Consider the following 21,465-nt stretch of genomic DNA (forward strand, 5'->3'; position numbering starts at 1 on the left):
TTGAATATAGAAGCCATAACGAGTGTACATATAGGTACATGTAAATTTTGCGGCGGCTCTTGTCTACATAAATAGCGGGAACTCTTATTTTTGGTCGTTAAACGCTTTTTCCGCATTCATAAATAATTTCCGCAACTTTTCCACCGCCTCGGCCGGTTTCAACGCCCCAATCCGGTATTCAATGTATGGCTTGGCACCCGCTGCAAAATTCATTTCACCTGAATAGCTTTGCTGGGCCATAATCGCCGCAATCAAAGGCATGTTGACCTTTTGCCCAGCCGGCAGACGCATTATAATCCGATCATCCTGACGGGAAACGCGTTCAATACCGGCTTTGGACGCCATATGACGAATATAGCTGATCGCCGCCAGCACCGTAACTTCCGGAGGCAGCTCACCGAAACGATCCAACAATTCATCTATGACATCATGATAATCCCGGTCAGACTCAATCGCCGTCAGCCGTTTATACATGTCCATTCGCTGCCCTTCATCAGCAATGAACTCCCGCGGTAAATATGCATCAACCGGAATATCAACTATCGTCTCGACCGCCGGCAGAGAATTTTTCGGCTTGCTGCCCGCTTCGCCGTTAAGCTCCGTCTCCGCTTTGGCAATTTCTTCATCCAACATGCGGCAATACATATCGTAACCTACCGCCGCCATCTGTCCATGCTGCTCGCCGCCTAGGATATTCCCAGCTCCACGTACTTCCAGATCCTTCATGGCAATTTTAAAGCCGGAACCAAGTTCCGTAAAGTCACGGATCGCTGTCAACCGCTTTTCCGCCACTTCCGTCAAAACTTTGTCGCGGCGATAGGTTATGTACGCATAAGCTTGACGCCCGGAGCGCCCGACACGACCGCGCAGTTGATACAGCTGAGCCAACCCCAGACGGTCGGCATTTTCAACGATTAGTGTATTGACATTGGGCATATCTATACCGGATTCAATTATAGTGGTACAAACCAATATATCGGTCTCTCCAGCGTAAAAATCGTTAATCACCTGTTCTAGTTGTTTTTCACTCATTTTTCCGTGGCCGGCAGCGATTCGCGCACCGGGCAAAGCCTCCTGCAGCTCGTTCACTTTTGCATCTATACCGGCCGTGTTGTTATACAAATAAAAAACTTGCCCGTGTCGGCTGAACTCACGATTGATGGCATCAATGACAATCGCTGGATCGTACTCCATGACGTAGGTCAACACAGAACGTCGATCGAGAGGTGCCTCTTCGATCACGCTTATATCCCTGATACCAGACAAAGCCATGTGCAAAGTGCGTGGAATCGGGGTCGCGGACAAGGTTAAAACGTCAACGCCCTGATAGTTTACTTTCAATTTCTCTTTATGCTCGACCCCAAAGCGTTGTTCCTCGTCAATTATCAGCAAGCCAAGTTTTTTAAACTTTACATCTTTGGAAAGCAAACGGTGAGTACCGATAACAACGTCGATATTACCCGTGGCCAAGCCGCTCAAAGTTTTGTGTTGCATGGCATCATTGGCAAAGCGGCTGAGCAACCCTACCCGAATTGGGAAACCATTGATTCTGTTCATAAAATTCTCGTAATGCTGTTGGGCCAAAACTGTGGTTGGAGCCAGCAATGCCGCTTGTTTTCCGCCCATGACCGCCTTGAAAAGTGCCCGAAAAGCGACCTCCGTCTTGCCGAAACCTACATCACCGCAAAGCAAACGGTCCATGACTTTGTCGGATTCCATATCCGCGCTCACTTCCTTAATGCAACGCAGCTGATCGTCGGTTTCTTCAAAGGGAAAGCTCTCGGCGAACTCTCGTTCCCAAGTTGTTTCCGGCGGAAATTTATACCCCTTAATCTTTCTTCTTTCGGCGTAAAGTTTAACCAAGTCAAAGGCCAGTTTTTTAACGGAATCACGGGCCTTATTTTTGAGTTTCTGCCAGTCGGTGCCGCCAAGACGGCTGAGTTTGGGATTTTGCTGTTCGGAAACACCAATGTATTTTTGCAACTGATCCAATGCTTCCATAGGTAGATAAAGTTCGTCATTGTTAGCATAAGAAAGCCAAATATAGTCGCGGCGAACTCCGTCAACTTCAACTGAACGCAGGCCTTTGTAAATTCCAATACCGTGAATGTCGTGTACAACCAAATCACCGGGACGTAAATCGCTGAACAAATCCAGAGCGACTCCGGTTGTCGAACCGCGGTTGCGGCGACGTTTGGCCTTGCCGGCAAAAATTTCCTGCTCGCCTAAGACCCACATATCAGCAGCCGGATAAACAAAACCGCGCGGTAAAGGCAGATCAATAATTTTCGCCTGCTCGGTAGTAACCCCTTCGGTGCGCAGTAAATCAGCTAACTTTTGCCGGCGGACTTCGCCGACCGCACACAGCGTACATGGTGGGAATGAGGGATCTTTTAAATCTGCTGTCAGTTTGGCATCTTTGCCGCAATAGCTGTCGCTTTCACGCCCCCGGATGACAAATTCGGCAATGGCTGGAAAGCCGTTCGCACCTCCGATGACGGCCAATGTGATGACGTTCATTTCCTTGTCCAAACGGCGCATGCAATCCAGGCGAGTATATTGGGCCAATCCCGCCGTCAGAAAATTCTGGCCCTTCAAAAAGCCTTCTTTTATCCGTTCTTGCCATGCTGCCTGTGCCGTGTCCAATGCTTTAGTCAAACGCAGCGGTTCATCCAAAACAACCGGGAGTTTGGGGCCTGGTGTTTCCTGCCAATAGTCCCAAAACATTGTATCTTCAGGATAAATCAAGGACAACCATTTGTCGGCGGGGGCGGTCGTAAGTCCTTCTGTAAGCTTGGCGATATCAGCAGCAAGTGACTTGTTAAGCTCGGCCGTCACCTTGGCAGAAGCATTGTTTTCTTTCAGGCTCAGGATTTCTCGCTTGCCGGCCGCATCTATTTTTGCCGCCAAATTTTCCGCATTAATGTTTGAATCAGCAAGACTATCAGCACACGAACCGGCATCAAGACGGTCGACATCAAGCAGAACTTCTTTTACCGGAGAAATCAGAACCGACTTACGGCAGTTTCCAACCGAGCGCTGGCTGATCAAAGAGTAATAAGTAAAACTATCTATCTCATCATCAAAAAATGATATCCGCAGGCCGCAGTCCGGCTTGCTTTGACGCAAATCCGGTGGTACAACATCGACTATATCGCCGCGGCGAGAAAATTGGCCGAAAGCTTCGGCTTGGCTGACCTTTTCGTAACCGGCGGCCAGCAAAAAATGTTCCAACGTTTCCGGCTGTATACGTTCCGTTCCTTGGAGTATGAGCAAGTGCCGTCGCAAAAAATCCGGGTCAGGTAAGCGTTGCAGCAGAGCCGTCGCGCTGATCAAGACATGACGGACACGGCCGGTGAGCAAACCAGCCAAGGTTAGCAGGCGATCTTGTTCCTGACGGCGGGAGCCGGCATCGGCATTAATCAGATTTATCTCACGCGGGCGCAAAATTTGTAAATCTGGCAGCAGCGGCTGTAAAGCAGCTTGGGTCTCACGGATTTGTAATTCGTCCGGCTCAATCAAGCACATCGCTGCTCCTAGGTTCCGGCTGGTCTCTTCACCCCGTTCCGCCGTCCATCCTCTCACCTGCCCGGCCTTCTGTTTGACTGCCTGTGAATTCGTGGCGGCGTCCTGTCGGTTGCTGAAATGATCGGTCAATGCCGCGACTATATATGATTTCTGCGTCGGACTCAAGCCAGTGACATTAATATGCCTGCCACAAGCCCCAGCCGTAGTTTCAACCGCCTCGGTCAACGCGACAAAATTTTTGTCACGGCTGGCCCGGGCAAGAAATGTATCAATATTAGTCATCACCGTTATAGCCTCACCTTCACATCCACTTACCTGTTTTCACATCCACTTACCGTTGGACAGCCGCATTGCTGAATCAATGTCACCGCTCAGCCACGCTTCAAGGCCGGCCGCCGCATGCTCAATTGCAGCAAACAGCGGTTTCTCCTGTGCTTTGCCAACCTTGCTCAAAACATAATCGACCAGAGGCAGGTATTCCGGTTTGGGGCCGATTCCAAGCCGCATCCGCGGAAAGTCGCCGGAGCCAAGTTGCTGTACAATTGAACGCATACCGTTGTGGGTGCCAGCACTTCCTTGCAACCGCAGCCGTGTAGCGCCGACTGGTAAATCCAAATCATCATATACGATCATAATTTTATCTAACGGTAATTTATAAAAATCACGAATTGCCCGTACTGCTTCGCCGCTGAGGTTCATAAAAGTTTGTGGGCAAACAAGCAGCGTCGGTTTGCCGACAATTATTCCTTTGCCAATCAGCGACTTATGTTTGGCCGTGCGAATGGGAATATCATATTTTTGAGCCAGATACTCTAAGGCCATAAAGCCGCAATTATGCCAAGTACGACAGTATTTCGGCCCCGGATTTCCGAGGCCGACGATTACATTTAAACTATCCATTATTTTCACTATTTCCAATCATCGGTATCCAGCCACAAAGTAAATGGGCCGTCATTGATCAGGTGAACTTGCATGTCAGCTCCGAATTCTCCGGTAGCGACCTTTTGCACATCTTGTTTCGCATTTTCCACAAACTGCAAGTAAAGTTCTTTGGCCGGCTCAGGTTTGGCTGAATTGGTAAATCCCGGACGATTGCCGTGTTTGGTATCCGCCCACAAAGTAAATTGTGAAACTATCAACACTTCCCCGTTTACGGCTGCCAGATTAAGATTGGTTTTGCCGTTCTCGTCCTCAAAAATACGCAGTTTGTTTATTTTATCCCACAACCGTTTTCCGGTCGCCGCGTCATCTTCATGCCCGACGCCTAAAAAAATTAAATAGCCACGGTTGATCGCGCCGACGGTTTCTCCGGCGATTTCAACTTTGGCCTCCAATACTCGTTGAACTAAAGCTCGCATATATATCTCCTTGTACTTCACACTTTATGCCCGGCGCAGAACGAACATCGGGCGCGGCGACTATCATTTTAAGATCGTCAGCCAAACCAAGTATACCAACAATCCGGCAATCAGCAAAAGAATAATTCCGGTAACGACTCGCTGTCCGTAAGGGATATGATCATTTTCATCTGGGCTGTATCTTTCATATGCTTCGTCATATTTACCACGTGGACTCGGGGTGCGACGGCGGTTAGCGATTTCTGTTTGACGCGGCATGGAGGTTGTCGTATCGGTTTCCGGGGCATGTTCCTCATTTAACGTTTTATTTGTCACGGCCGCGGCACTAGTTTCTTTTGAACAAGGTTTAGACGGAGTGTTGCCGGTTTTCTTTTTTTGCGTATTTCTCATGGAAGAAAAAATTGATATCGCCATTATCACTATCATCATAGCGAATGCCCTGTCACTGAATATCATGCCGCCCATTTGTCACCTCTTCATATTCCGTTAATTTTGTCACATTAACTGCCGGATTAGCCCGTTAAATTAAATTTCACCTGTTAATTATAGTAAATTTACCGCAGCTGCCGCAAGCGATTCCGCGCTAGCACGCTCCAGCTCCGGCGTCGCAACCATTTCGGTCTGGCGGGCTCCTTGGCAGCCCCCCTGTTATCCACGGACGAAATTTAGTAAAATACTGCCAGAAAAATTTTCGGAGGTCTGCCAATGCCTTTAACTGATATGACCGCGCCGAGCTATCGGCAGGAAACAGAAAATCGGTTCGCCGTGTCAAATTCGCGGCCAGGTGGGGTTATTTTGCCGGTTCACACCGCTTCCCACCAGCCTCACATATTGATCATCAATACTGGCGGAACAATCGGTATGAAGCGGACGATACACGGCTATGCCCCTTTTCCGGGCCAAATCGGAGCATTCATTGATCTTTTGAAGGCCAATATGGCCGACCAATTGCCACATATAGACTTAATTGAATACAATCCACTGCTCGATTCCTCGGATATTTCAGCCAAAGACTGGGTGCGCATCGCGGCCGATGTAGCAGCACATGAAAGCTTGTATGACGGATTTGTAATTTTGCACGGTACCGACACCATGGCTTATACCGCCTCAGCCCTGTCATTTATGTTACGCGGACTGAACAAACCCGTTGTCATAACCGGTTCGCAACTGCCGCTCAGTCGCCTGCGTAGTGACGGTCAGGAAAATTTAACCACCGCCATGCTTTTGGCGGCTTTCAGCCGTATCCCTGAGGTATGTCTTTATTTCGGTGGCAAGCTACTCCGCGGTAACCGGGCAACCAAGGTCAGTGCCGATAATTTACAAGCCTTCGATTCACCTAACTATCCTCCTTTGGCCGAAGCCGGTGTCGATTTGCGCTACTTTCCCAATCGTTGTCGTCCGGCCGGCGACGGAATAGTTTTGCAGCCTTTTCATGAGCAACGTATAGGCGTGTTAAAAATTTTTCCGGGTTTGCAGTTTTCTTTGTTTGATAATCTCATCGACAAAGGGTTGAACGGCTTGATTTTAGAAGCTTTCGGGGTAGGAAATATTCCTTTCGGCAACACCGCTCTAATTAATCTATTGCACTCTTGTGCCGAGCATAACATCGTAACCGTTGTATGTACGCAATGTCATCAAGGGCGAGCAAGATTGGGCGAGTACGCAGCTAGTTCAGAATTATGTGCGCTGGGGGCAGTCAGTGGATTGGATTTGACTGTCGAAGCGGCCGTGACCAAGCTGACGTATTTGTTAAGTAAAGAGACCGATTACGAAAAAATTTGCTCGTTTATGGGACAGGATCTGGCCGGGGAATTAAGTGCCGACTATGCTGCCGCGCGTGAATGACTGATGAATGCAGGACGAACAGCTCCGGGAACAAATTCCGGAGCGTTGTGACAAAGCATCTGAAAAATGTATATGAAAGCGGTGAATTGCCCGAAGATGCAACTTGTGCAAATTTTGCACAAGTTGCGGATAAGCGACTTATTTTGCCTTTAACTTCACCTCATCCGGCACCACTTCGAACGGATGCGGATGTGTCAGCACCTGCGGATCAAGAATTTTTTCCAAATACGCATCATCAATTGAGCCGTCTTCCCGGATAAGATCGCGAATCGGCCGGTTCAGACGCAAGGCTTCATTGGCCAGCCAAGCAGCTTTTTTGTAGCCGATGTATGGACAAAGCGCAGTGACCACGACCAAACTTTGTTCCAAAAGTTCCTTACAATGTTCACGGTTGGCCGTAATACCGGTAACACAGTTATCGGTAAATGTAGCCGCCGCCCGGCCCAAAGTTTCGATTGATTCAAACAAATTATAAAACAGTACAGGTTCAAAAGCGTTTAATTCCAGCTGCCCTGCCTCGGCACAAAGCGTCACCGTGACATCGTTGCCAATAATATTAAACGCCACCTGCGAAACGACCTCCGGAATAACCGGATTTACTTTGCCGGGCATAATCGAAGATCCGTTTTGCTTGGCCGGCAGTTTTATTTCCGCCACACCGGTCTTTGGTCCGCTCGACAATAGGCGCAAGTCATTGGCAATTTTTGACATATTGACCGCACAAGTCCTAATAATGCCGCTCACCAGTACAAAACAGTCAAGGTTTTGCGTCGCGTCAATCAAATTCGGTGCTGACTCAACTTTAAATCCGCATACTTGTGAAAGAGCATCGGCAATGTGCTCGATATAATACGGTGAAGCGTTGATACCGGTACCGATGGCCGTACCGCCCATGTTCAAAACCGTAATCTCTTTTTTAATATAGTCGATTCGATCAATATCTCGAGTTATTGCTGATGCATAGGCCTGGAAAGACTGTCCTAGCCGCATCGGCACGGCATCTTGTAACTGGGTTCGACCGACTTTGATAATATCGTCGAATTCTACCGCCTTAGCCTGAAAAGCATCACGCAGACGGATCAATTCTTTTTGTGCGGCTTGCAGTAGCTCGTAAATAGCTATCTTGCCCGCGCTTGGGAAAACGTCATTAGTTGACTGCGCCATATTTACGTGGTCATTCGGATGTACTTTATCGTAAGACCCCAATTTGCTGCCCAAAATTTCACCAGCGCGGTTGGCAATCACTTCATTGGCATTCATATTGGCTGAAGTTCCCGCCCCACCTTGGATCGGATCAAGGATGAATTGGTCATGCAGCTTTCCGGCAATAATTTCGTCACAAGCCTGCTCAATCGCTTCAGCAATCCCCCGCGGCAAAAGGCCGGCCGCCGCATTGGTGATCGCCGCCGCTTTCTTTATTTTGGCTAAACTTAAAATTAGCTGTGGATGTAAAGTTGAGTTGGTAATGGTAAAATTGCGTCGTCCTCTTAAAGTCTGCACTCCATAATAAGCTTCGGACGGTACCTCTAAACTTCCTACAGAGTCTGATTCTATGCGCATAGCTATGCCTCCCCAAATGTTAATTTACTCCGGTTGTGTTTCTGATATTTTGTAATTATACCACCTAAAACTTTTTTTCCTAGACATTTTGTCCAAATACTGTTTAATTTTGTAGTACATTTTGTGAATATTTTCACAGATACTTATTTTTTATTGCTGAATTTCCCCAAAAGCATTTCCGATATGTGCTAAAATTATTATTACGCATGTATAAAAAACAAATTAAATATAACGAGGTAATTTTAATGAATATTTATGTCATAGGAGCCGGTGCCATGGGAAGCCTTTTCGCGGCCAAATTGGCCCATGCCGGGCTGGCAATAAATTTAGTTGATGAATGGAAAACTCAGATCGAAGCAGTACGCAGCAACGGTATTCACGGGCAAATCGGAGAAAATTCCATAACTGCCAAGCCGCCCGTTTACTTACCACACGAAGCACAGGAGCCGGCAGATTTAATGATACTTTTTGTTAAATCGATGCAACTTGAGCATTATCTGCAAAAAGTCAGGCACCTAATTAAGCCGAACACGGCCGTCATTTGTCTATTGAACGGTCTAGGTCACGAAATGATTTTGGAAAAATATTTGCCGCGCGAAAACATTTTTTTAGGTATCACTATTTGGGCGGCCGGCCTTGACCGTCCGGGGGTTTTTCACAGCAGCCCGACCGGTAATATTGAATTGCAAAATTTGGTTGACTCGGCTGAAGCGAAACACAAGGCGCATGATTTGGTCGATTTGCTTAACCGTGGCGATCTAAATGCTGTTTACAGCGAAAATGTAAAATTTTCCATCTGGCGTAAGGCCTGTGTCAACGGTACCAGCAACACCCTCTGCACCCTTTTGGAAACCAATGTCGCCGGGCTGAACAATTCCGAACATCACCAAAAAATACTGCGGCCGATAGTTGAGGAATTTGCCACGGCAGCGAAATTGAGCGGGGTCGACTTGGATGCCGCAAATATTTTGCAATATTTAGATAAAGTTTTCCACAACCCGGCACTCATGCATCATTATCCCTCCATGTACCAAGATTTGATTAAGAATCATCGACCAACGGAGATTGACTACCTAAACGGGGCGGTTGCCAAAATTTTGCAGGCGCACGGTATGGCTGCACCGGTTTGTCAACTGTTAACCGACTTGATACATGCCAAAGAGGACTTGCTGATCATTAAATAATCCGGCAGATTGAGCCAATCCGGCAAATCCGGCAATTGGGCGCGAAATTAAAATACGGCCTTCCCACCTACGGGGAGGCCTTTGTTTCACACTTCAGCCAAACAGGTCATAATTCAAAAGCCTTGCTGCCGGAATCCTTGCGGTCAAAAGCCTTGCTACCAAACGTCAGCATCACACTTGACACGGCAAAATCAAAGTTCACGCCCCGTATTCGTAATCACAGGAAGCTTAAGCATAAAACCAAGATTCCCAATATCAGTCGATAGTAGGCAAACGGCTTAAAATCATGTCTTTTTATATAACTGATGAAGTAATGTATTACTGGAAGCGATACGGCAAGAGCCAAAAGAAAACCGACGGCTAAAATCAGCAGTTCTGCCGGAGTAAACGCGCCCTTGAAGCGCAACAGCTTAAGCAAAGATGCCCCCGCCATCGCCGGAATAGCTAGATAGAAAGTGAACTCGGCCGCTGCCGCCCGACTGACTCCAATCAACAAAGCTCCGACAATTGTCGCCCCCGATCTAGAAGTACCAGGAAAAGCTGCTGCGACCACCTGCCAACAACCAATAATAAACGCCGCTTTGTACGTCAGTTCTTCCACCGTTTTATAACGCCCTGCTGCCGACAGTTTGCGCGATGAACGTTCAACCCACAGAAAAAGAAGCCCAAAAACAATCAGCATGATACCGATAGTATATTGATTATAAAAATAAGCCTCAAAGAAGTCATCAAAAGCTATGCCGATCACCGCTGCCGGAACCGAGGCAACGACGATTTTTAGCCATAAGCCAAATCTTTCCGGCCGCCATTTAAAACCTTCCCTGCCGTTCTGCCAGGGGACCAATTTTTTGAAATAATATATGACAACCGCTAAAATTGCGCCCAGTTGAATAAAAACTAAGAACAACGACTTAAACGCCGATGAGCCATGCAACTGTACCAATTTGTCAACCAACAACAAGTGGGCGGTGCTGGACACTGGCAACCATTCGGTAATGCCTTCCACCACAGCCAAAAGCAACGTTTTCAAAAGTTCCAAGCCGATATTAATCTGTTCCATGGGTAGATGATACCACAAATCTATCCACCTCGGGGAGATCAATTTCCCTGTTTCAATTTTATTTTTCTCAGGGCTTGAATGAGTGCGTCTTTATTTAAACGACCCGCCATTTCAGCATTTTACACAAAATATTTATTATTTATTTGCTTTTTATTGAACGTCTGCCTTACATTGAGCAAATTATAGGGCTATACTGAAGATGTAAATCACATTCCGGTTTCATTACAGATGGTGAGGTAACTTTATGATAAATACAGTTAATGTTTGTCAGCCTTGTTGTGAACTTAACGACATCCCTTCCGCACAAAAACTGGCCTCCACGGCCGACCGTTCAACTGTTATCAACGAACTTTCGCCAGATATTCATCGGGTAGAAGAAATTTTAAATAATGTTGAATCGTATAACCGTTCTTTAATGGAGTACGGCTGCGCCCTCAGGGCCTTAGAATCCCGTTTACGTTCGATAAACGATGAATTTGCCCACTGCCGTTCCGTCAACCCGATTGAGCATATTGAAACTCGCATAAAAACCACGCACAGTCTGGTCAAAAAAATGTTGCGCCGACAAATCCCTATATCAGTGCAAAATATGGAGGAGAAAATCTTTGATATTGCCGGGCTTCGAGTTGTTTGCAGTTTCATTAAAGATGTATATGATTTAACTGCCTCACTGAAGGCTCAGGAAGATTTGGAAATTTTGCAAATCAAAGATTACATCAGGTCGCCCAAGGCTAACGGTTACCGCAGTTATCATATGATCATCGCCGTGCCATTCTACATCGCCGATCGCAAAATTAAAAAAATCGTCGAATTACAATTTCGCACTATCGCCATGGACTTCTGGGCCAGTCTGGAACATAAAATGCGCTACAAAAAAGATTATTCAGCCAGTCCGGAAATTCATCAGCGCCTGCACGATTGCGCCGAGATAAGCGCCGCCCTCGATTTTGAAATGCAGGAAATTGCCGCCATGATACACAGCCTGAATTAAACGCTGTGCATCATATTCGCCTAACTCATGGCCGATCATTTTTGCGGCATAACTAGCTCCCGATCCCGCCTGCGTTCCAGCAACCATTTTCCGACGGCGGTGGCAATGATGATCACATAGCCGATGATGCTGTATCGATCCGGAATTTCCCCCAAAAAGGTGAAACCGAGCAATGCAGCAAATAAAACCTGGGTATAATCGAACACAGATATCGCCTTGGCCGGAGCGAACGTATATGCTTTAGTTACGAAAACCTGCCCGACGACCGAGCACAGGCCGGCCAGGAACAAAAAACCAATCTGCCTTGGCGTCATCGGCCGATACTGCCAAATCGCCACCGGCAAGATCGCAATTACAGAAGAGGCGGAAAAAGAAAATATGATTAATGGGCCTTTAACGCCGCCGAGCCCCAACCGCCTGACGAAAGTATAAGCAGAACCAGCACCAAGTCCCCCTAAGACACCGATCAAAGCAGGCAGACTTACCAGTCCACCCGTTGGTTTAACCACGAACACTGCGCCTATCAAGGCCAGAATAACGCTACCGACCGCCAAACGATTAGGTTTTTCCCGCAAAATAAAAATCGACATAATTATAGCGAAAAAAGGCGATAACTTTTGCAAAATATTCGCATCACCCAGCGGCAGCTTTTCTATAGCGATAAAATTGGACACAAAACCTATGGTGCCGCAAACGCAGCGCCCCACCATAGGCCAACGATTGCGCGGTTCAATGTAAAACTTTTCTTTTGCCTTGATTAACATAAAAAATGCGAACAGCGCCGTGACCAAATTTCTAAACACAGCTTTCTGCATTGTCGGGACATCACCGGAGAGCTTGACGAAAAAAGCCATCCCGGCGAACCCTAAGGCGGAAATAACAATCGCCGTTATGCCTTTAGTATAAGATCTATTTGCACTGAAATTTTCCATAACATTCCTCTTTGTCATTAACACCAAATATCTATCTGCCGTATCCCCTGTCGGCTGTAACCTAACAATTATAGCTGAAAATACCACAAATAGCACGGTGGCCGCTAAGTTTGCTACGACTAGCCACGTCGAGAGTGTTGTATTGATGCCAAGGGCTTACCGCGTAACGTTTTTGTAGGTTTTGGAAAAAGATAAAACAAAAGAGAGCCCAAGAACCTTATACTGGTTAAAGTACACGTAAGTATAAGAAAAAATAGAAAGAACTCTCTTATGGAAAACATTATACACGAATTTTTGCTAGATTTTGCTAAGCAAAGAATAAAAGAGATGGACGAGATGCTTTTTGAAAATAAAGCTATCAGGCCAGGGTACCAAGTTGTGACGAAAAATGACATAAGAACAATGGTCGATCGCGGTTTGGATGATGTGTCTAGGCTACGAGTACACTTGCTTAACGGAGGTGAAATTAAGCCGTCAGAATTTGATTTTCTGATTGAGACTGACATACCTATAGAAAATTTGGTAGAAATACGGCAAAATAAAAGGCAAGAAAGCAAAAAGAATTTGAGTTTTCTCCTCTTGCTACCGCCGTTTTTCAAAGGAGTAAGCGGGATTCTTTGTATAGATTCGTCAATCTATAACAGACGGTGGTTACAAGTATTGACTTTATATCGGTTTTGGTTACCGAAACCTACAATAAATTGACGCGGTCCATTATTTCATTAAAATTGACAAATAACCGCTAATGGTATATTATATTACCCAACAGTACCCGACGCGCCTCTTAACAATGCGGACCAAGTCGGGTCTTTTAATTTTTGAGGAGAGAAATATGAAGAAATCCTATCAACCTCCTATAAGCATTGATAAGCAAATAGAAAATTTAGTGTCTTTGGGATTAGAGATAGAAGATACAAGTTATGCTAAAGATGTACTTAACAGGGTTTCTTACTATCGCCTCATTAAAGCATATAGTATAACTCTAAAAGAAGATGGTAGATACATAGAAGGTACTACTTTTGAGAATATAGTCGAGTTATATCTATTTGATATGGAGTTTCGTCATATTTTATTTTCGTTGATAGAGCATATAGAAGTTTATTTAAGAGCTGTAATCACAAATTATTATTCTTTAGAATATGGGAATTTTGGTTATAAGAATCTTAATAACTATGGGAAAAATAATTATCAGAAGAATACTTTAGATGAGTTAGAAAGAGAAATTAATAGGAATAGGAAATCGCCTTTTATACGCAATTTTAAGGATAATTATGAGGGAGGAGAGATTCCTTTATATGCTGCTATTGAAGTAGCGAGTTTAGGTACCCTTTCTAAAATGTATAAGAATATGAAGAATGATGATAAAAAAGCAATTTCAACAACATTTGGCGTTGATTACGTTTATTTAGAGTCATGGATTGAAAATTTAGCTTATGTTAGAAATATTTGTGCTCACCACGGTAGATTATATGGTTCAAAATTAACTAAGACACCAAAATTATATAAAGAGTATTTAAAGAAAGGTGTATCGAATAATACTATTTTTGCTAGTAGTCTTAATCTTAAAGTATTAGCTGAAAATAAACATTATAATGAATTTTATAGTAAGTTATCAAAGATAATCGATAAATATCCGTTAGTAGATTTGCAGCATTTGGGATTTGTTAATAATTGGCAAACCTTTTAACGATAGCCTTGTTCTATCGTTAAAAAGTGCACCCACTATCCAATAGTGTGCACTCAAAAAGTGTAGCTATACTAGGGGTTCTCTCAATACACGTCGAGAGTGTTGTATTGATGCCAAGGGCTGATTAGGTGGGTGCAGATTTGCCCTTTTAAATATCAGAACAGATAAGGAAATTAAAGAACAAGCTGATAAGATTTTTTCAGAACTCGGGCTCAATATGACGACAGCGATAAATATATTTTTGCGAACAACGATTCGTGAGAACGGGATTCCTTTTTCTCTTAAATTAGAGGTTCCGAATGATACAACGATTGCTGCCATTGAGGAAGGAAGACGGATTGCATCTGATCCTCATGTAAATGGTTATCGAAATATGGAAGATCTTAAAGCGGCACTTGATTTATGAAAAAGGGGACATTTGTCGTTTTTTGTACTACCTCTTGACTTTGCTTCAAAAAACCGAGATAATGTTGAAAGTTTAGGCCAAATCAACGTATCGGCCATAACCGGTGCATAGAGTAACAAGAAAGGTGGTAGTAAATTTATGCTCAAGGGGCGAAATTTGCTCGGGGCTGACGACTTCAGCCGCGAAGAAATTCTCGAAATAATTCAGTTCGGTACTCAAATCCAACAGAGTCCAGAGAAGTTTTCACATTTAGGTGACGGAAAAATTCTCGGGACTCTTTTTTTTGAACCCTCGACCCGGACCAGACTCAGCTTTGAAGCCGCAATGGAACGTTTGGGTGGTAAAGTCATCGGATTCAGTGCCGCTAACAACTCCTCAACCAGCAAAGGAGAAAGCGTTCAGGATACGGTACGAACCGTTTCTCAGTACGCAGATATCATAGCAATGCGCCATCCTCGCGAAGGTGCAGCCAGATTGGCCTCCGAAACCTGCGAAGTCCCTCTTATTAATGCAGGAGATGGCGGACACCAGCATCCTACTCAAACATTGACCGATTTGCTTACCATGCAAATCTACAAAGGACGCCTCGACAACCTGAATATAGGCCTTTGCGGGGACCTAAAATACGGACGCACAGTTCATTCACTAATCAAAGTAATGTCTCTCTTCCCCAACAACCGCTTCACTCTAATTTCTCCGGCCGAGTTGAAATTGCCCGGCTATTTCAAACGTTCCGTTATCGAAGCAGGAAATATCAGTTATACAGAAACCGGCTCGTTAGAAGAAAGCATTCCTGATTTAGATATTTTATATATGACGCGCATTCAAAAAGAACGGTTCTATTCCGAGGCTGACTATATTCGATTAAAGGATTCCTACATTTTAACCGCCGCCATGTTGCAACAAGCCAAACCGGACCTTGCCATCCTCCATCCCCTGCCACGGGTAAACGAAATCAGCAAAGATGTCGACAGTGACCCGCGAGCACTTTATTTCAAACAAGTTCGCTGCGGTATGTACGTACGGATGGCTTTAATTGCCAAATTATTGGGGGTAGATAAAAATGCTTGAAATCACCAGTTTAAAAAAAGGGATCGTCATTGATCATATTCATGCCGGGCTAGGACACAAGATCTTTCAAATGCTCAAACTTGACGACCAGAAAGTTGAAGTGGCTTTGATTATCAATGCTCAAAGCAAAAAATATGGTCATAAAGATATCATAAAAATCGAAAATGAGCTTGATTTGAATTTGGATATAATCGGACTTTTGGATCCTCACATAACTGTTAACATTATTGAGGACGGCAAAATAAGCCGCAAGATTCACCTCTCTTTGCCGCAACACGTTTCAGGGCCGATCAAATGCAGCAATCCGGTTTGCATAAGTGTCACAGAGCGAGATGTTCCGGGTAAATTCACCTTAATCAATGCAGATGAAGCAATTTATCGTTGCGACTACTGTGACCACTTCTATAATTTTGAATGATTTTTATCAAGCATAAGGAAATAATAAGCCGCCCCGGAATCCCGAGGCGGCTTGTTTGTTTACGTATAACAGATCAGATCAATCGTTGGCGTAAGTATCGAAATAGCCTTGAACATAGACGAACGGTGTTCCCTTGTCACCGCTGCCGGAAGTCAAATCGAACAACGAACCCAACAAGTCGGTCAGACGACGCGGGGTCGTGCCTTGCCCGGCCATACCAGCCGTTTCTTCGTTGGTCTTGCTTTTGATCTTGGCTACGATAGCTTCTTTTTGTGCTTCCGCCGACATGCCACCAAAATCATTATCGGCCAGATATTTCAGTTTAAGTTCATGCGGAGTTCCATTCAATCCTTTAGTATAGGCGGGAGAAACTACCGGATCAGCCAGTTCCCAAATCTTGCCGACAGGATCTTTGAACGCGCCGTCACCGTAAACCATAACTTCGATATGTTTGCCGGTGGCTGCCAAAATGTTCTTTTGTACCTGCTCTACCATTCCTTGGCAATCGCGCGGGAACAGTTTAACTTTTTCTTCAGTAGATTTATTCGAACCGAGCAGGCCATAAGAGGAATTGTAACCACTGCCGTTGATCGGTTCAGCCATGATCTCAAACATGCCGTAAACGACTTTAGCACCGGCAGCACGTACTAGGTCTCTGGTACGAACGCGGTTATGAATGTCGCAGGTCAGAACTTCATCAGTATATTGCAGAATTGATGCCGGCTGATTGCTCAACACAACTTCACACGCGCAATTTTCCTCGGCGCACAGATCCTTATAGAATTGGACATAGTCAACTCCGGTGAACGGGTGCTTGGGATCGCCGTATTTTTTGCGGAATTCAGCCTCTTCCATAGTGGTTGTGTAGATGTTTACTCCAGCTTTAACCAATGTATCTTCAGCAATCAAATAGTTGCCGACCTCATCGGTAGGATAGCTGAGCAAGAGCACCAACTTTTTCTTGGCGCGAGCAAAAGCGCGCAGACAGATGGAAAAACGGTTACGGCTCAAAATAGGGAAAACAATGCCCAGGGTATCGCCCGGGAACTTCTTATTTACGTAAGCGGCGATTTGATCTACCGTTACATAATTTCCTTGGGAACGTGCCACTACCGATTCGGTTATTCCGAGAACATCACGATCGCGAATGCTCAAGTCACCGTTCTTATCAGCAGCCAGCAAAGTCTCCGTTACAATTGTCGCCACATCATCACCTTGGTTAATGATAGGACCACGTAAGCCACGTACAACAGTTCCAACCAGTCGATTCATTTCAATTACCTCATTCTAATATTGAATCAATTCCTCGCGTCGATTCCGTTGGCGGCTTCGACGCACAACTCAGTCATTATAGCAATTTTTACGGCAAAGTAAATATTTTTAGCCAGTTTTTTCGCTTTGTTCGGAAAATTCATGCTTATTTCTGTTTTATATCGTCAATTAGCATAAATATTCGGTAGATACTGATAATATTCGGTAGATGCTAGGCAATATTCAGTAATACTCGGTAAGTACTCGTACGGACGACCGCCCCTTGGCAGAACTTCAAAAACTGGCAGAAAAGTCTTGTTCCACCTGAAAGCATGGTTTATTATTAAAGGGATGTTGGAAACATCAGATAACTCTCAGGAATAGGCTACGGCAAGCGGTTCTACCGTGTGCCTGCATTGTATCGTTGAATCAAGGTATGTAGAGGTAAATATGAATAATCATTCCAATGTAATCGCGCCTTATGCGTCAACCGTTATTAAAGATTTGAAAGACATGCTAAACATCAGCCGTAAGCAGTTTGCCGATCGAACGGCTTTCTTAACTAAGCCGGTCAAGGAACAGCCTTATGTTCCAGTTACTTATCGACAATATGCCGACGATGTCGATGCTTTTGGGACCGCTTTGCTTAACGACCTGCACTTGGATGAAAATACGGCGACCGGTATCATCGGCGAATCCCGCTATGAATGGTATGTTTCCTACTTAGCAATCGTCAATGGTGCTTCTGTAGTAGTTCCACTGGATAAAGAATTACCGCCGCATGAACTCGCCAATTTGCTTTGCCGCAGTCATATTGATGCCTTGATAATTTCGCCATCATACTTCCAAAAACTACATGACGCTTTACAAATAATCGCTGAGAAAAAGCTCGACGGATTGCGTCTAAAGCACATAATCAGCATGGGTGACGCGGCCGAAGCGGCCATGTTCGCTCCTGCCCGGTATGATTTGCACACTTTTAACGCCCTGCTTGCTGCCGGTAAAACCGAACTTGCCAACGGAAACCGCTCCTTTGTCGATTACGTTATCGACCCTAATCGGATGCGCATTTTGCTCTTCACTTCCGGCACTACAGCGGCCGCCAAGGCAGTAATGCACAGCCATGCTACCGTAGCCACCAACCTAATGGCTATGTGCAAAATGGTGTATATAGCTAAGGAAGATGTGTTCTTCTCCGTCCTACCTCTACACCACACTTATGAATGTACTTGCGGCTTCCTCTGCCCCATTTACCGTGGCTCCTGCATCGCGCAATGCGAAGGTTTACGCTATATTCTGGCTAATCTGAAAGAAGCGCGTGCCACCGTAATGTTGGTCGTGCCTTTGATTGCCGAAACCTTCTACAAAAAAATCAACAAGGGAATTCGGGTGAACAAAATGACTTTGGCTAAAGTTAATTTTGCCCTCACCGTAACCAAAGCCCTGCGCAAAGTTGGGGTGGACAAGCGGCGCGATTTCTTCAAGCCGATTTTGGATCAATTCGGTGGTGCCTTGCGCTTACTTATCATCGGAGGAGCAAAGGTGAAGCCGGAAATAATTGACGCGCTCAATGCTTTCGGCTTGCTGACTCTGCAAGGCTACGGGTTAACTGAATGTGCGCCAATCATCGCCCTTAACTGCGATAAAAATCCTAAATCCAGTTCGGCTGGTCAGGCTCTGCCGGGAGTTGAAATCGAAGTAGCTAACCCGGACGAAAATGGAATCGGCGAGTTCATTGCTCGCGGCAAAAATGTCATGCTCGGCTATTACAATGATCCAGCCGCCACCGCCGCCGCCATTGACAAAGACGGCTTCTTCCACACTGGCGACTTGGGCTACATCGACTCGGAAAATTTTGTCATCATCACCGGGCGCAAGAAGAACGTCATCGTCACTACAAACGGCAAAAACATTTATCCGGAAGAAATTGAAGGCCTGTTGGCCGACAGCCCGCTGATTCAGGAGGTAGTGGTCAGCGGCAGCCTTAATCAAAAGGGCGAAACGGTAATCACCGCCGAAATTTTCCCCGACCTTGAAGAGGTTAAGGCGGCGTTAAATGTGGCCAAAGCTGAGATGCCGGATCAAGCGGCGATGCAACACTTATTGGAACAGACCGTGCATGAAATCAACCACCGTCTGCCAACTTATAAAGCGGTGCGGCAAGTTGTTTTGCGCGATACGGAGTTTCCCAAAAACACGTCCAAAAAAATCAAGCGTTAACGCCAGTCGTTTCCGTGGAGGCGTTCACGACCGCTTGTTCGCTAGCGTTAGCGTTCGTCTCCTCGTTTCCGCGCATTGTAGCGTTAGGCGCTAGGCGTTAGCGTCCGTCGTCGTTCGCCTCAACTGTTCCAACTGCTTACATTGCGCAGGTAAAGCGAGAGCTGCGGCACAATCTGGTTTTTGCGCGATACGATTCCCTTTTGGAAACTATGAGATTCACCGGGTAAATTCGGATAGATCTCCGCAATGTACTTAGCACCTTTGCCCACCGCATAAAAAGTTGAGCCATTGTCCCGCGCCGAAGTAAAGACCATTAGCCACAAATCGGCTTTGGCGGCCTCCGCTTCCTTAGTCATCTGCGCCAGCAATTCGCTTTCAATCGCCTCAATCGTATTCAGGCGATACATGGTAAGCTGTGAAATAACCACCTTGCCGCCGGCAATATCAAATTCTTTAACATCTCCGTTCAACATACCATGCAAATCGGCCAATGCGTTCTTGGAACTCTGCGCAAAAATTTCCTTAGCCAAATCTTCCGTATCCAGACCGGTCAACTCTACCAGCCAAGCCGCCATATTGTGATCAGCTGCCGAGGTGGTTGGGGAACGGAAATTCAGCGTATCGGCAATTATGGCCGCTAGCATAAGCGACGCTATTTCCTTATCTGGAACTATGTCCATTTCCCGGTACATTTTGGCAATAATCGTGGCCGTTGCGCCGACCGGCTCATTACGGAAGCTAATCGGACGATCAGAGGTTATATCGCCGACCCGATGATGATCGACAATTTCAAGGATTTCCGCTTTTTCAATATTCGGGACAGCCTGTTTACGCTCATTGTGATCCACCAAAATAAAATGACGCTTGGGTGCCGTCAAAATGCGATAGCGCGAGGTCAGTCCCATAACTCGGTTTTCTGAATCCATGATCGGATAAGCTCGGAAACGCGATTTCAACATCTGGTCGCGTACGTCGTCAACAAATTCCTCTTCGCTGAAAACTACCAGATTATCTTTGTCCATAACCATCGAAACCGGAATTGAATAATACAAATAACGAGACGTATTCATAGCCCCATGGCCTGACAAAATCACGCCGCATTTCTTTTCTCGTGCCGCCTCAAGAACCATGGGTGCCACCTGATTGGTCCAAACCAAAATAAGAATCGCCGCGCCCTTATTTATCGCTTCAATCTGAGCGTTGGTATCATTTCCCATGATAACAATACGATCAGCCAGATCATAATTGGCCAAGCGATTGGCAGAAATGGCAGTAATACTTACCTTGCCGTTGTGCCGCGTTTCAGCCGGAGCGTACAATAGCCGGCCTTCGATAGCCTTGGTTATATTTTCAATCGGCGTGCGGCTCAGCAAATCAATAGCTTTGGCCGTATCTCCCCATAAAATATCTCCGATTGTGGAGCTGGTAACCAGTCCCAGTAGCTTACGCTTGTCGTCCAAAACCGTAAAAACTTTATGATCATCATCAAAGGCTTCTATAACTTCGCGCAAAATCGTCGTCGGGGGGATCGCATTCGGGTCGTCAAGTTCCGTCTCATCCATCTGAGCCCGGGCATCTTGAATCAACAACGGTTCCGGTTGGTTGAATTTTTCCAATAAATGTTTGGTTTCAGGATTGACATCGCCGCAACGGCAGGCAACGGCATTCAGCCCGATTCTATTTTTCAGGTGGGCGTAAGCTATGGCAGACAAAATACTGTCTGTGTCCGGGTGACGATGTCCGACGATGAAAATGACTCCGCCGCTGACACCGGCCGCAGGGGTTTGATTAGTTAACATCACAACCTCCATTGAAATTGAGTAAAATATTTATTTTCATACGCTTGGCACATTCGGTCGATAAATCGAGTTGTAAATTAAGGTGCTAAAGGTGTACGGTGTGTTTAATTTTAGCATTGTAGGTAATTCGTGTAAATCAGTTAAAAGAATGTCAA

General features: G+C 45.6%; 18 protein-coding genes. 9 read left to right on the top strand and 9 right to left on the bottom strand.

Translation table 11 applies throughout. The features are described from left to right. Window positions 1-84: 84 nt before the first annotated feature. The 4 genes from mfd to HMPREF0868_RS06220 form a co-directional block, all read right to left on the bottom strand. Window positions 85-3,810, bottom strand: a complete 3,726-nt coding sequence (gene mfd, locus HMPREF0868_RS06205; protein ID WP_012993873.1) for a transcription-repair coupling factor — start codon at window positions 3,808-3,810, stop codon at window positions 85-87. Between the two features lie 39 nt (window positions 3,811-3,849). Then, a complete protein-coding gene (pth, locus tag HMPREF0868_RS06210; protein ID WP_012993874.1) occupies window positions 3,850-4,428 on the bottom strand; it encodes an aminoacyl-tRNA hydrolase in 579 nt (192 codons plus the stop codon). 8 nt (window positions 4,429-4,436) lie between these two features. Continuing rightward, a complete protein-coding gene (gene dtd, locus HMPREF0868_RS06215; protein ID WP_012993875.1) occupies window positions 4,437-4,886 on the bottom strand; it encodes a D-aminoacyl-tRNA deacylase in 450 nt (149 codons plus the stop codon). A 63-nt stretch (window positions 4,887-4,949) separates the two neighbouring features. Next, entirely contained in the window at window positions 4,950-5,351 is a 402-nt protein-coding gene (locus HMPREF0868_RS06220) for a hypothetical protein (RefSeq protein WP_012993876.1), read from the bottom strand. Window positions 5,352-5,591: 240 nt separating this feature from the next. Between HMPREF0868_RS06220 and HMPREF0868_RS06225 the strand changes: the two genes are divergently transcribed. Continuing rightward, window positions 5,592-6,731, top strand: a complete 1,140-nt coding sequence (locus tag HMPREF0868_RS06225; protein ID WP_012993877.1) for a type I asparaginase — start codon at window positions 5,592-5,594, stop codon at window positions 6,729-6,731. Window positions 6,732-6,869: 138 nt separating this feature from the next. Here HMPREF0868_RS06225 and HMPREF0868_RS06230 read toward each other — a convergent pair whose 3' ends face one another. Beyond that, complete coding sequence (locus tag HMPREF0868_RS06230; protein WP_012993878.1) at window positions 6,870-8,291, bottom strand: aspartate ammonia-lyase; 1,422 nt, start codon at window positions 8,289-8,291, stop codon at window positions 6,870-6,872. Between the two features lie 245 nt (window positions 8,292-8,536). Between HMPREF0868_RS06230 and HMPREF0868_RS06235 the strand changes: the two genes are divergently transcribed. Further along, window positions 8,537-9,475 (top strand): 2-dehydropantoate 2-reductase, encoded by a 939-nt coding sequence (locus HMPREF0868_RS06235; RefSeq protein ID WP_034575290.1) that lies wholly within the window; start codon window positions 8,537-8,539, stop codon window positions 9,473-9,475. 217 nt (window positions 9,476-9,692) lie between these two features. On the opposite strand, the gene HMPREF0868_RS06240 is transcribed toward HMPREF0868_RS06235, so the two are convergent. After that, window positions 9,693-10,535: an undecaprenyl-diphosphate phosphatase gene (locus HMPREF0868_RS06240; protein WP_012993880.1), complete on the bottom strand. Its 843-nt coding sequence runs from the start codon at window positions 10,533-10,535 to the stop codon at window positions 9,693-9,695. A 244-nt stretch (window positions 10,536-10,779) separates the two neighbouring features. Here HMPREF0868_RS06240 and HMPREF0868_RS06245 point away from each other — a divergent pair, with 244 nt between their 5' ends. After that, the gene (locus HMPREF0868_RS06245; RefSeq protein ID WP_012993881.1) at window positions 10,780-11,526 is read left to right on the top strand and encodes a GTP pyrophosphokinase; all 747 of its coding nucleotides are present in this window, start codon (window positions 10,780-10,782) and stop codon (window positions 11,524-11,526) included. Between the two features lie 35 nt (window positions 11,527-11,561). Here the strand turns inward: HMPREF0868_RS06245 and HMPREF0868_RS06250 are convergent, their stop codons facing one another. Beyond that, window positions 11,562-12,458: a DMT family transporter gene (locus HMPREF0868_RS06250; protein WP_012993882.1), complete on the bottom strand. Its 897-nt coding sequence runs from the start codon at window positions 12,456-12,458 to the stop codon at window positions 11,562-11,564. A gap of 270 nt (window positions 12,459-12,728) precedes the next feature. Here HMPREF0868_RS06250 and HMPREF0868_RS06255 point away from each other — a divergent pair, with 270 nt between their 5' ends. The 5 genes from HMPREF0868_RS06255 (at window position 12,729) to HMPREF0868_RS06275 (ending at window position 16,040) form a co-directional block, all read left to right on the top strand. Beyond that, the gene (locus tag HMPREF0868_RS06255) at window positions 12,729-13,163 is read left to right on the top strand and encodes a hypothetical protein (protein WP_012993883.1); all 435 of its coding nucleotides are present in this window, start codon (window positions 12,729-12,731) and stop codon (window positions 13,161-13,163) included. Window positions 13,164-13,290: 127 nt separating this feature from the next. After that, complete coding sequence (locus tag HMPREF0868_RS06260) at window positions 13,291-14,145, top strand: Abi family protein (RefSeq protein ID WP_012993884.1); 855 nt, start codon at window positions 13,291-13,293, stop codon at window positions 14,143-14,145. Between the two features lie 154 nt (window positions 14,146-14,299). Further along, window positions 14,300-14,551, top strand: coding sequence for a type II toxin-antitoxin system RelB/DinJ family antitoxin (locus HMPREF0868_RS06265; protein WP_041705708.1), 252 nt, complete (start codon window positions 14,300-14,302; stop codon window positions 14,549-14,551). Window positions 14,552-14,689: 138 nt separating this feature from the next. Beyond that, entirely contained in the window at window positions 14,690-15,622 is a 933-nt protein-coding gene (pyrB, locus tag HMPREF0868_RS06270) for an aspartate carbamoyltransferase (RefSeq protein ID WP_012993886.1), read from the top strand. Then, on the top strand, window positions 15,615-16,040 hold the full coding sequence (locus HMPREF0868_RS06275) for an aspartate carbamoyltransferase regulatory subunit (RefSeq protein WP_012993887.1): 426 nt from the start codon (window positions 15,615-15,617) through the stop codon (window positions 16,038-16,040). Before pyrB ends, HMPREF0868_RS06275 begins: the two co-directional genes overlap by 8 nt. 78 nt (window positions 16,041-16,118) lie before the next feature. On the opposite strand, the gene HMPREF0868_RS06280 is transcribed toward HMPREF0868_RS06275, so the two are convergent. Then, window positions 16,119-17,312: a coenzyme F420-0:L-glutamate ligase gene (locus HMPREF0868_RS06280; protein ID WP_012993888.1), complete on the bottom strand. Its 1,194-nt coding sequence runs from the start codon at window positions 17,310-17,312 to the stop codon at window positions 16,119-16,121. 429 nt (window positions 17,313-17,741) lie between these two features. On the opposite strand from HMPREF0868_RS06280, the gene HMPREF0868_RS06285 reads away from it, so the two are divergent. After that, window positions 17,742-19,511 carry an AMP-binding protein gene (locus tag HMPREF0868_RS06285; protein WP_012993890.1) on the top strand — a complete coding sequence of 590 codons (1,770 nt, stop codon included), beginning with the start codon at window positions 17,742-17,744 and terminating at the stop codon, window positions 19,509-19,511. 119 nt (window positions 19,512-19,630) lie between these two features. On the opposite strand, the gene HMPREF0868_RS06290 is transcribed toward HMPREF0868_RS06285, so the two are convergent. Then, window positions 19,631-21,310 (bottom strand): putative manganese-dependent inorganic diphosphatase, encoded by a 1,680-nt coding sequence (locus HMPREF0868_RS06290; protein ID WP_012993891.1) that lies wholly within the window; start codon window positions 21,308-21,310, stop codon window positions 19,631-19,633. Window positions 21,311-21,465 lie beyond the last annotated feature (155 nt).

Origin of the sequence: Mageeibacillus indolicus UPII9-5, assembly GCF_000025225.2 — a bacterium.
Taxonomy (GTDB): Bacteria; Bacillota; Clostridia; order Saccharofermentanales; family Fastidiosipilaceae; genus Mageeibacillus; species Mageeibacillus indolicus.

What these genes read in the sequence shown, in the direction of transcription:
- HMPREF0868_RS06220 (WP_012993876.1), bottom strand. Translation starts at nt 5,351, where the DNA reads ATGGGCGGCATGATATTCAGTGACAGGGCATTCGCTATGATGATAGTG.
- mfd (WP_012993873.1), bottom strand. Translation starts at nt 3,810, where the DNA reads ATGACTAATATTGATACATTTCTTGCCCGGGCCAGCCGTGACAAAAAT.
- HMPREF0868_RS06290 (WP_012993891.1), bottom strand. Translation starts at nt 21,310, where the DNA reads ATGTTAACTAATCAAACCCCTGCGGCCGGTGTCAGCGGCGGAGTCATT.
- HMPREF0868_RS06235 (WP_034575290.1), top strand. Translation starts at nt 8,537, where the DNA reads ATGAATATTTATGTCATAGGAGCCGGTGCCATGGGAAGCCTTTTCGCG.
- HMPREF0868_RS06230 (WP_012993878.1), bottom strand. Translation starts at nt 8,291, where the DNA reads ATGCGCATAGAATCAGACTCTGTAGGAAGTTTAGAGGTACCGTCCGAA.
- HMPREF0868_RS06250 (WP_012993882.1), bottom strand. Translation starts at nt 12,458, where the DNA reads ATGGAAAATTTCAGTGCAAATAGATCTTATACTAAAGGCATAACGGCG.
- pth (WP_012993874.1), bottom strand. Translation starts at nt 4,428, where the DNA reads ATGGATAGTTTAAATGTAATCGTCGGCCTCGGAAATCCGGGGCCGAAA.
- HMPREF0868_RS06245 (WP_012993881.1), top strand. Translation starts at nt 10,780, where the DNA reads ATGATAAATACAGTTAATGTTTGTCAGCCTTGTTGTGAACTTAACGAC.
- HMPREF0868_RS06275 (WP_012993887.1), top strand. Translation starts at nt 15,615, where the DNA reads ATGCTTGAAATCACCAGTTTAAAAAAAGGGATCGTCATTGATCATATT.
- HMPREF0868_RS06280 (WP_012993888.1), bottom strand. Translation starts at nt 17,312, where the DNA reads ATGAATCGACTGGTTGGAACTGTTGTACGTGGCTTACGTGGTCCTATC.
- HMPREF0868_RS06240 (WP_012993880.1), bottom strand. Translation starts at nt 10,535, where the DNA reads ATGGAACAGATTAATATCGGCTTGGAACTTTTGAAAACGTTGCTTTTG.
- HMPREF0868_RS06285 (WP_012993890.1), top strand. Translation starts at nt 17,742, where the DNA reads ATGAATAATCATTCCAATGTAATCGCGCCTTATGCGTCAACCGTTATT.
- HMPREF0868_RS06225 (WP_012993877.1), top strand. Translation starts at nt 5,592, where the DNA reads ATGCCTTTAACTGATATGACCGCGCCGAGCTATCGGCAGGAAACAGAA.
- dtd (WP_012993875.1), bottom strand. Translation starts at nt 4,886, where the DNA reads ATGCGAGCTTTAGTTCAACGAGTATTGGAGGCCAAAGTTGAAATCGCC.
- pyrB (WP_012993886.1), top strand. Translation starts at nt 14,690, where the DNA reads ATGCTCAAGGGGCGAAATTTGCTCGGGGCTGACGACTTCAGCCGCGAA.
- HMPREF0868_RS06260 (WP_012993884.1), top strand. Translation starts at nt 13,291, where the DNA reads ATGAAGAAATCCTATCAACCTCCTATAAGCATTGATAAGCAAATAGAA.
- HMPREF0868_RS06255 (WP_012993883.1), top strand. Translation starts at nt 12,729, where the DNA reads ATGGAAAACATTATACACGAATTTTTGCTAGATTTTGCTAAGCAAAGA.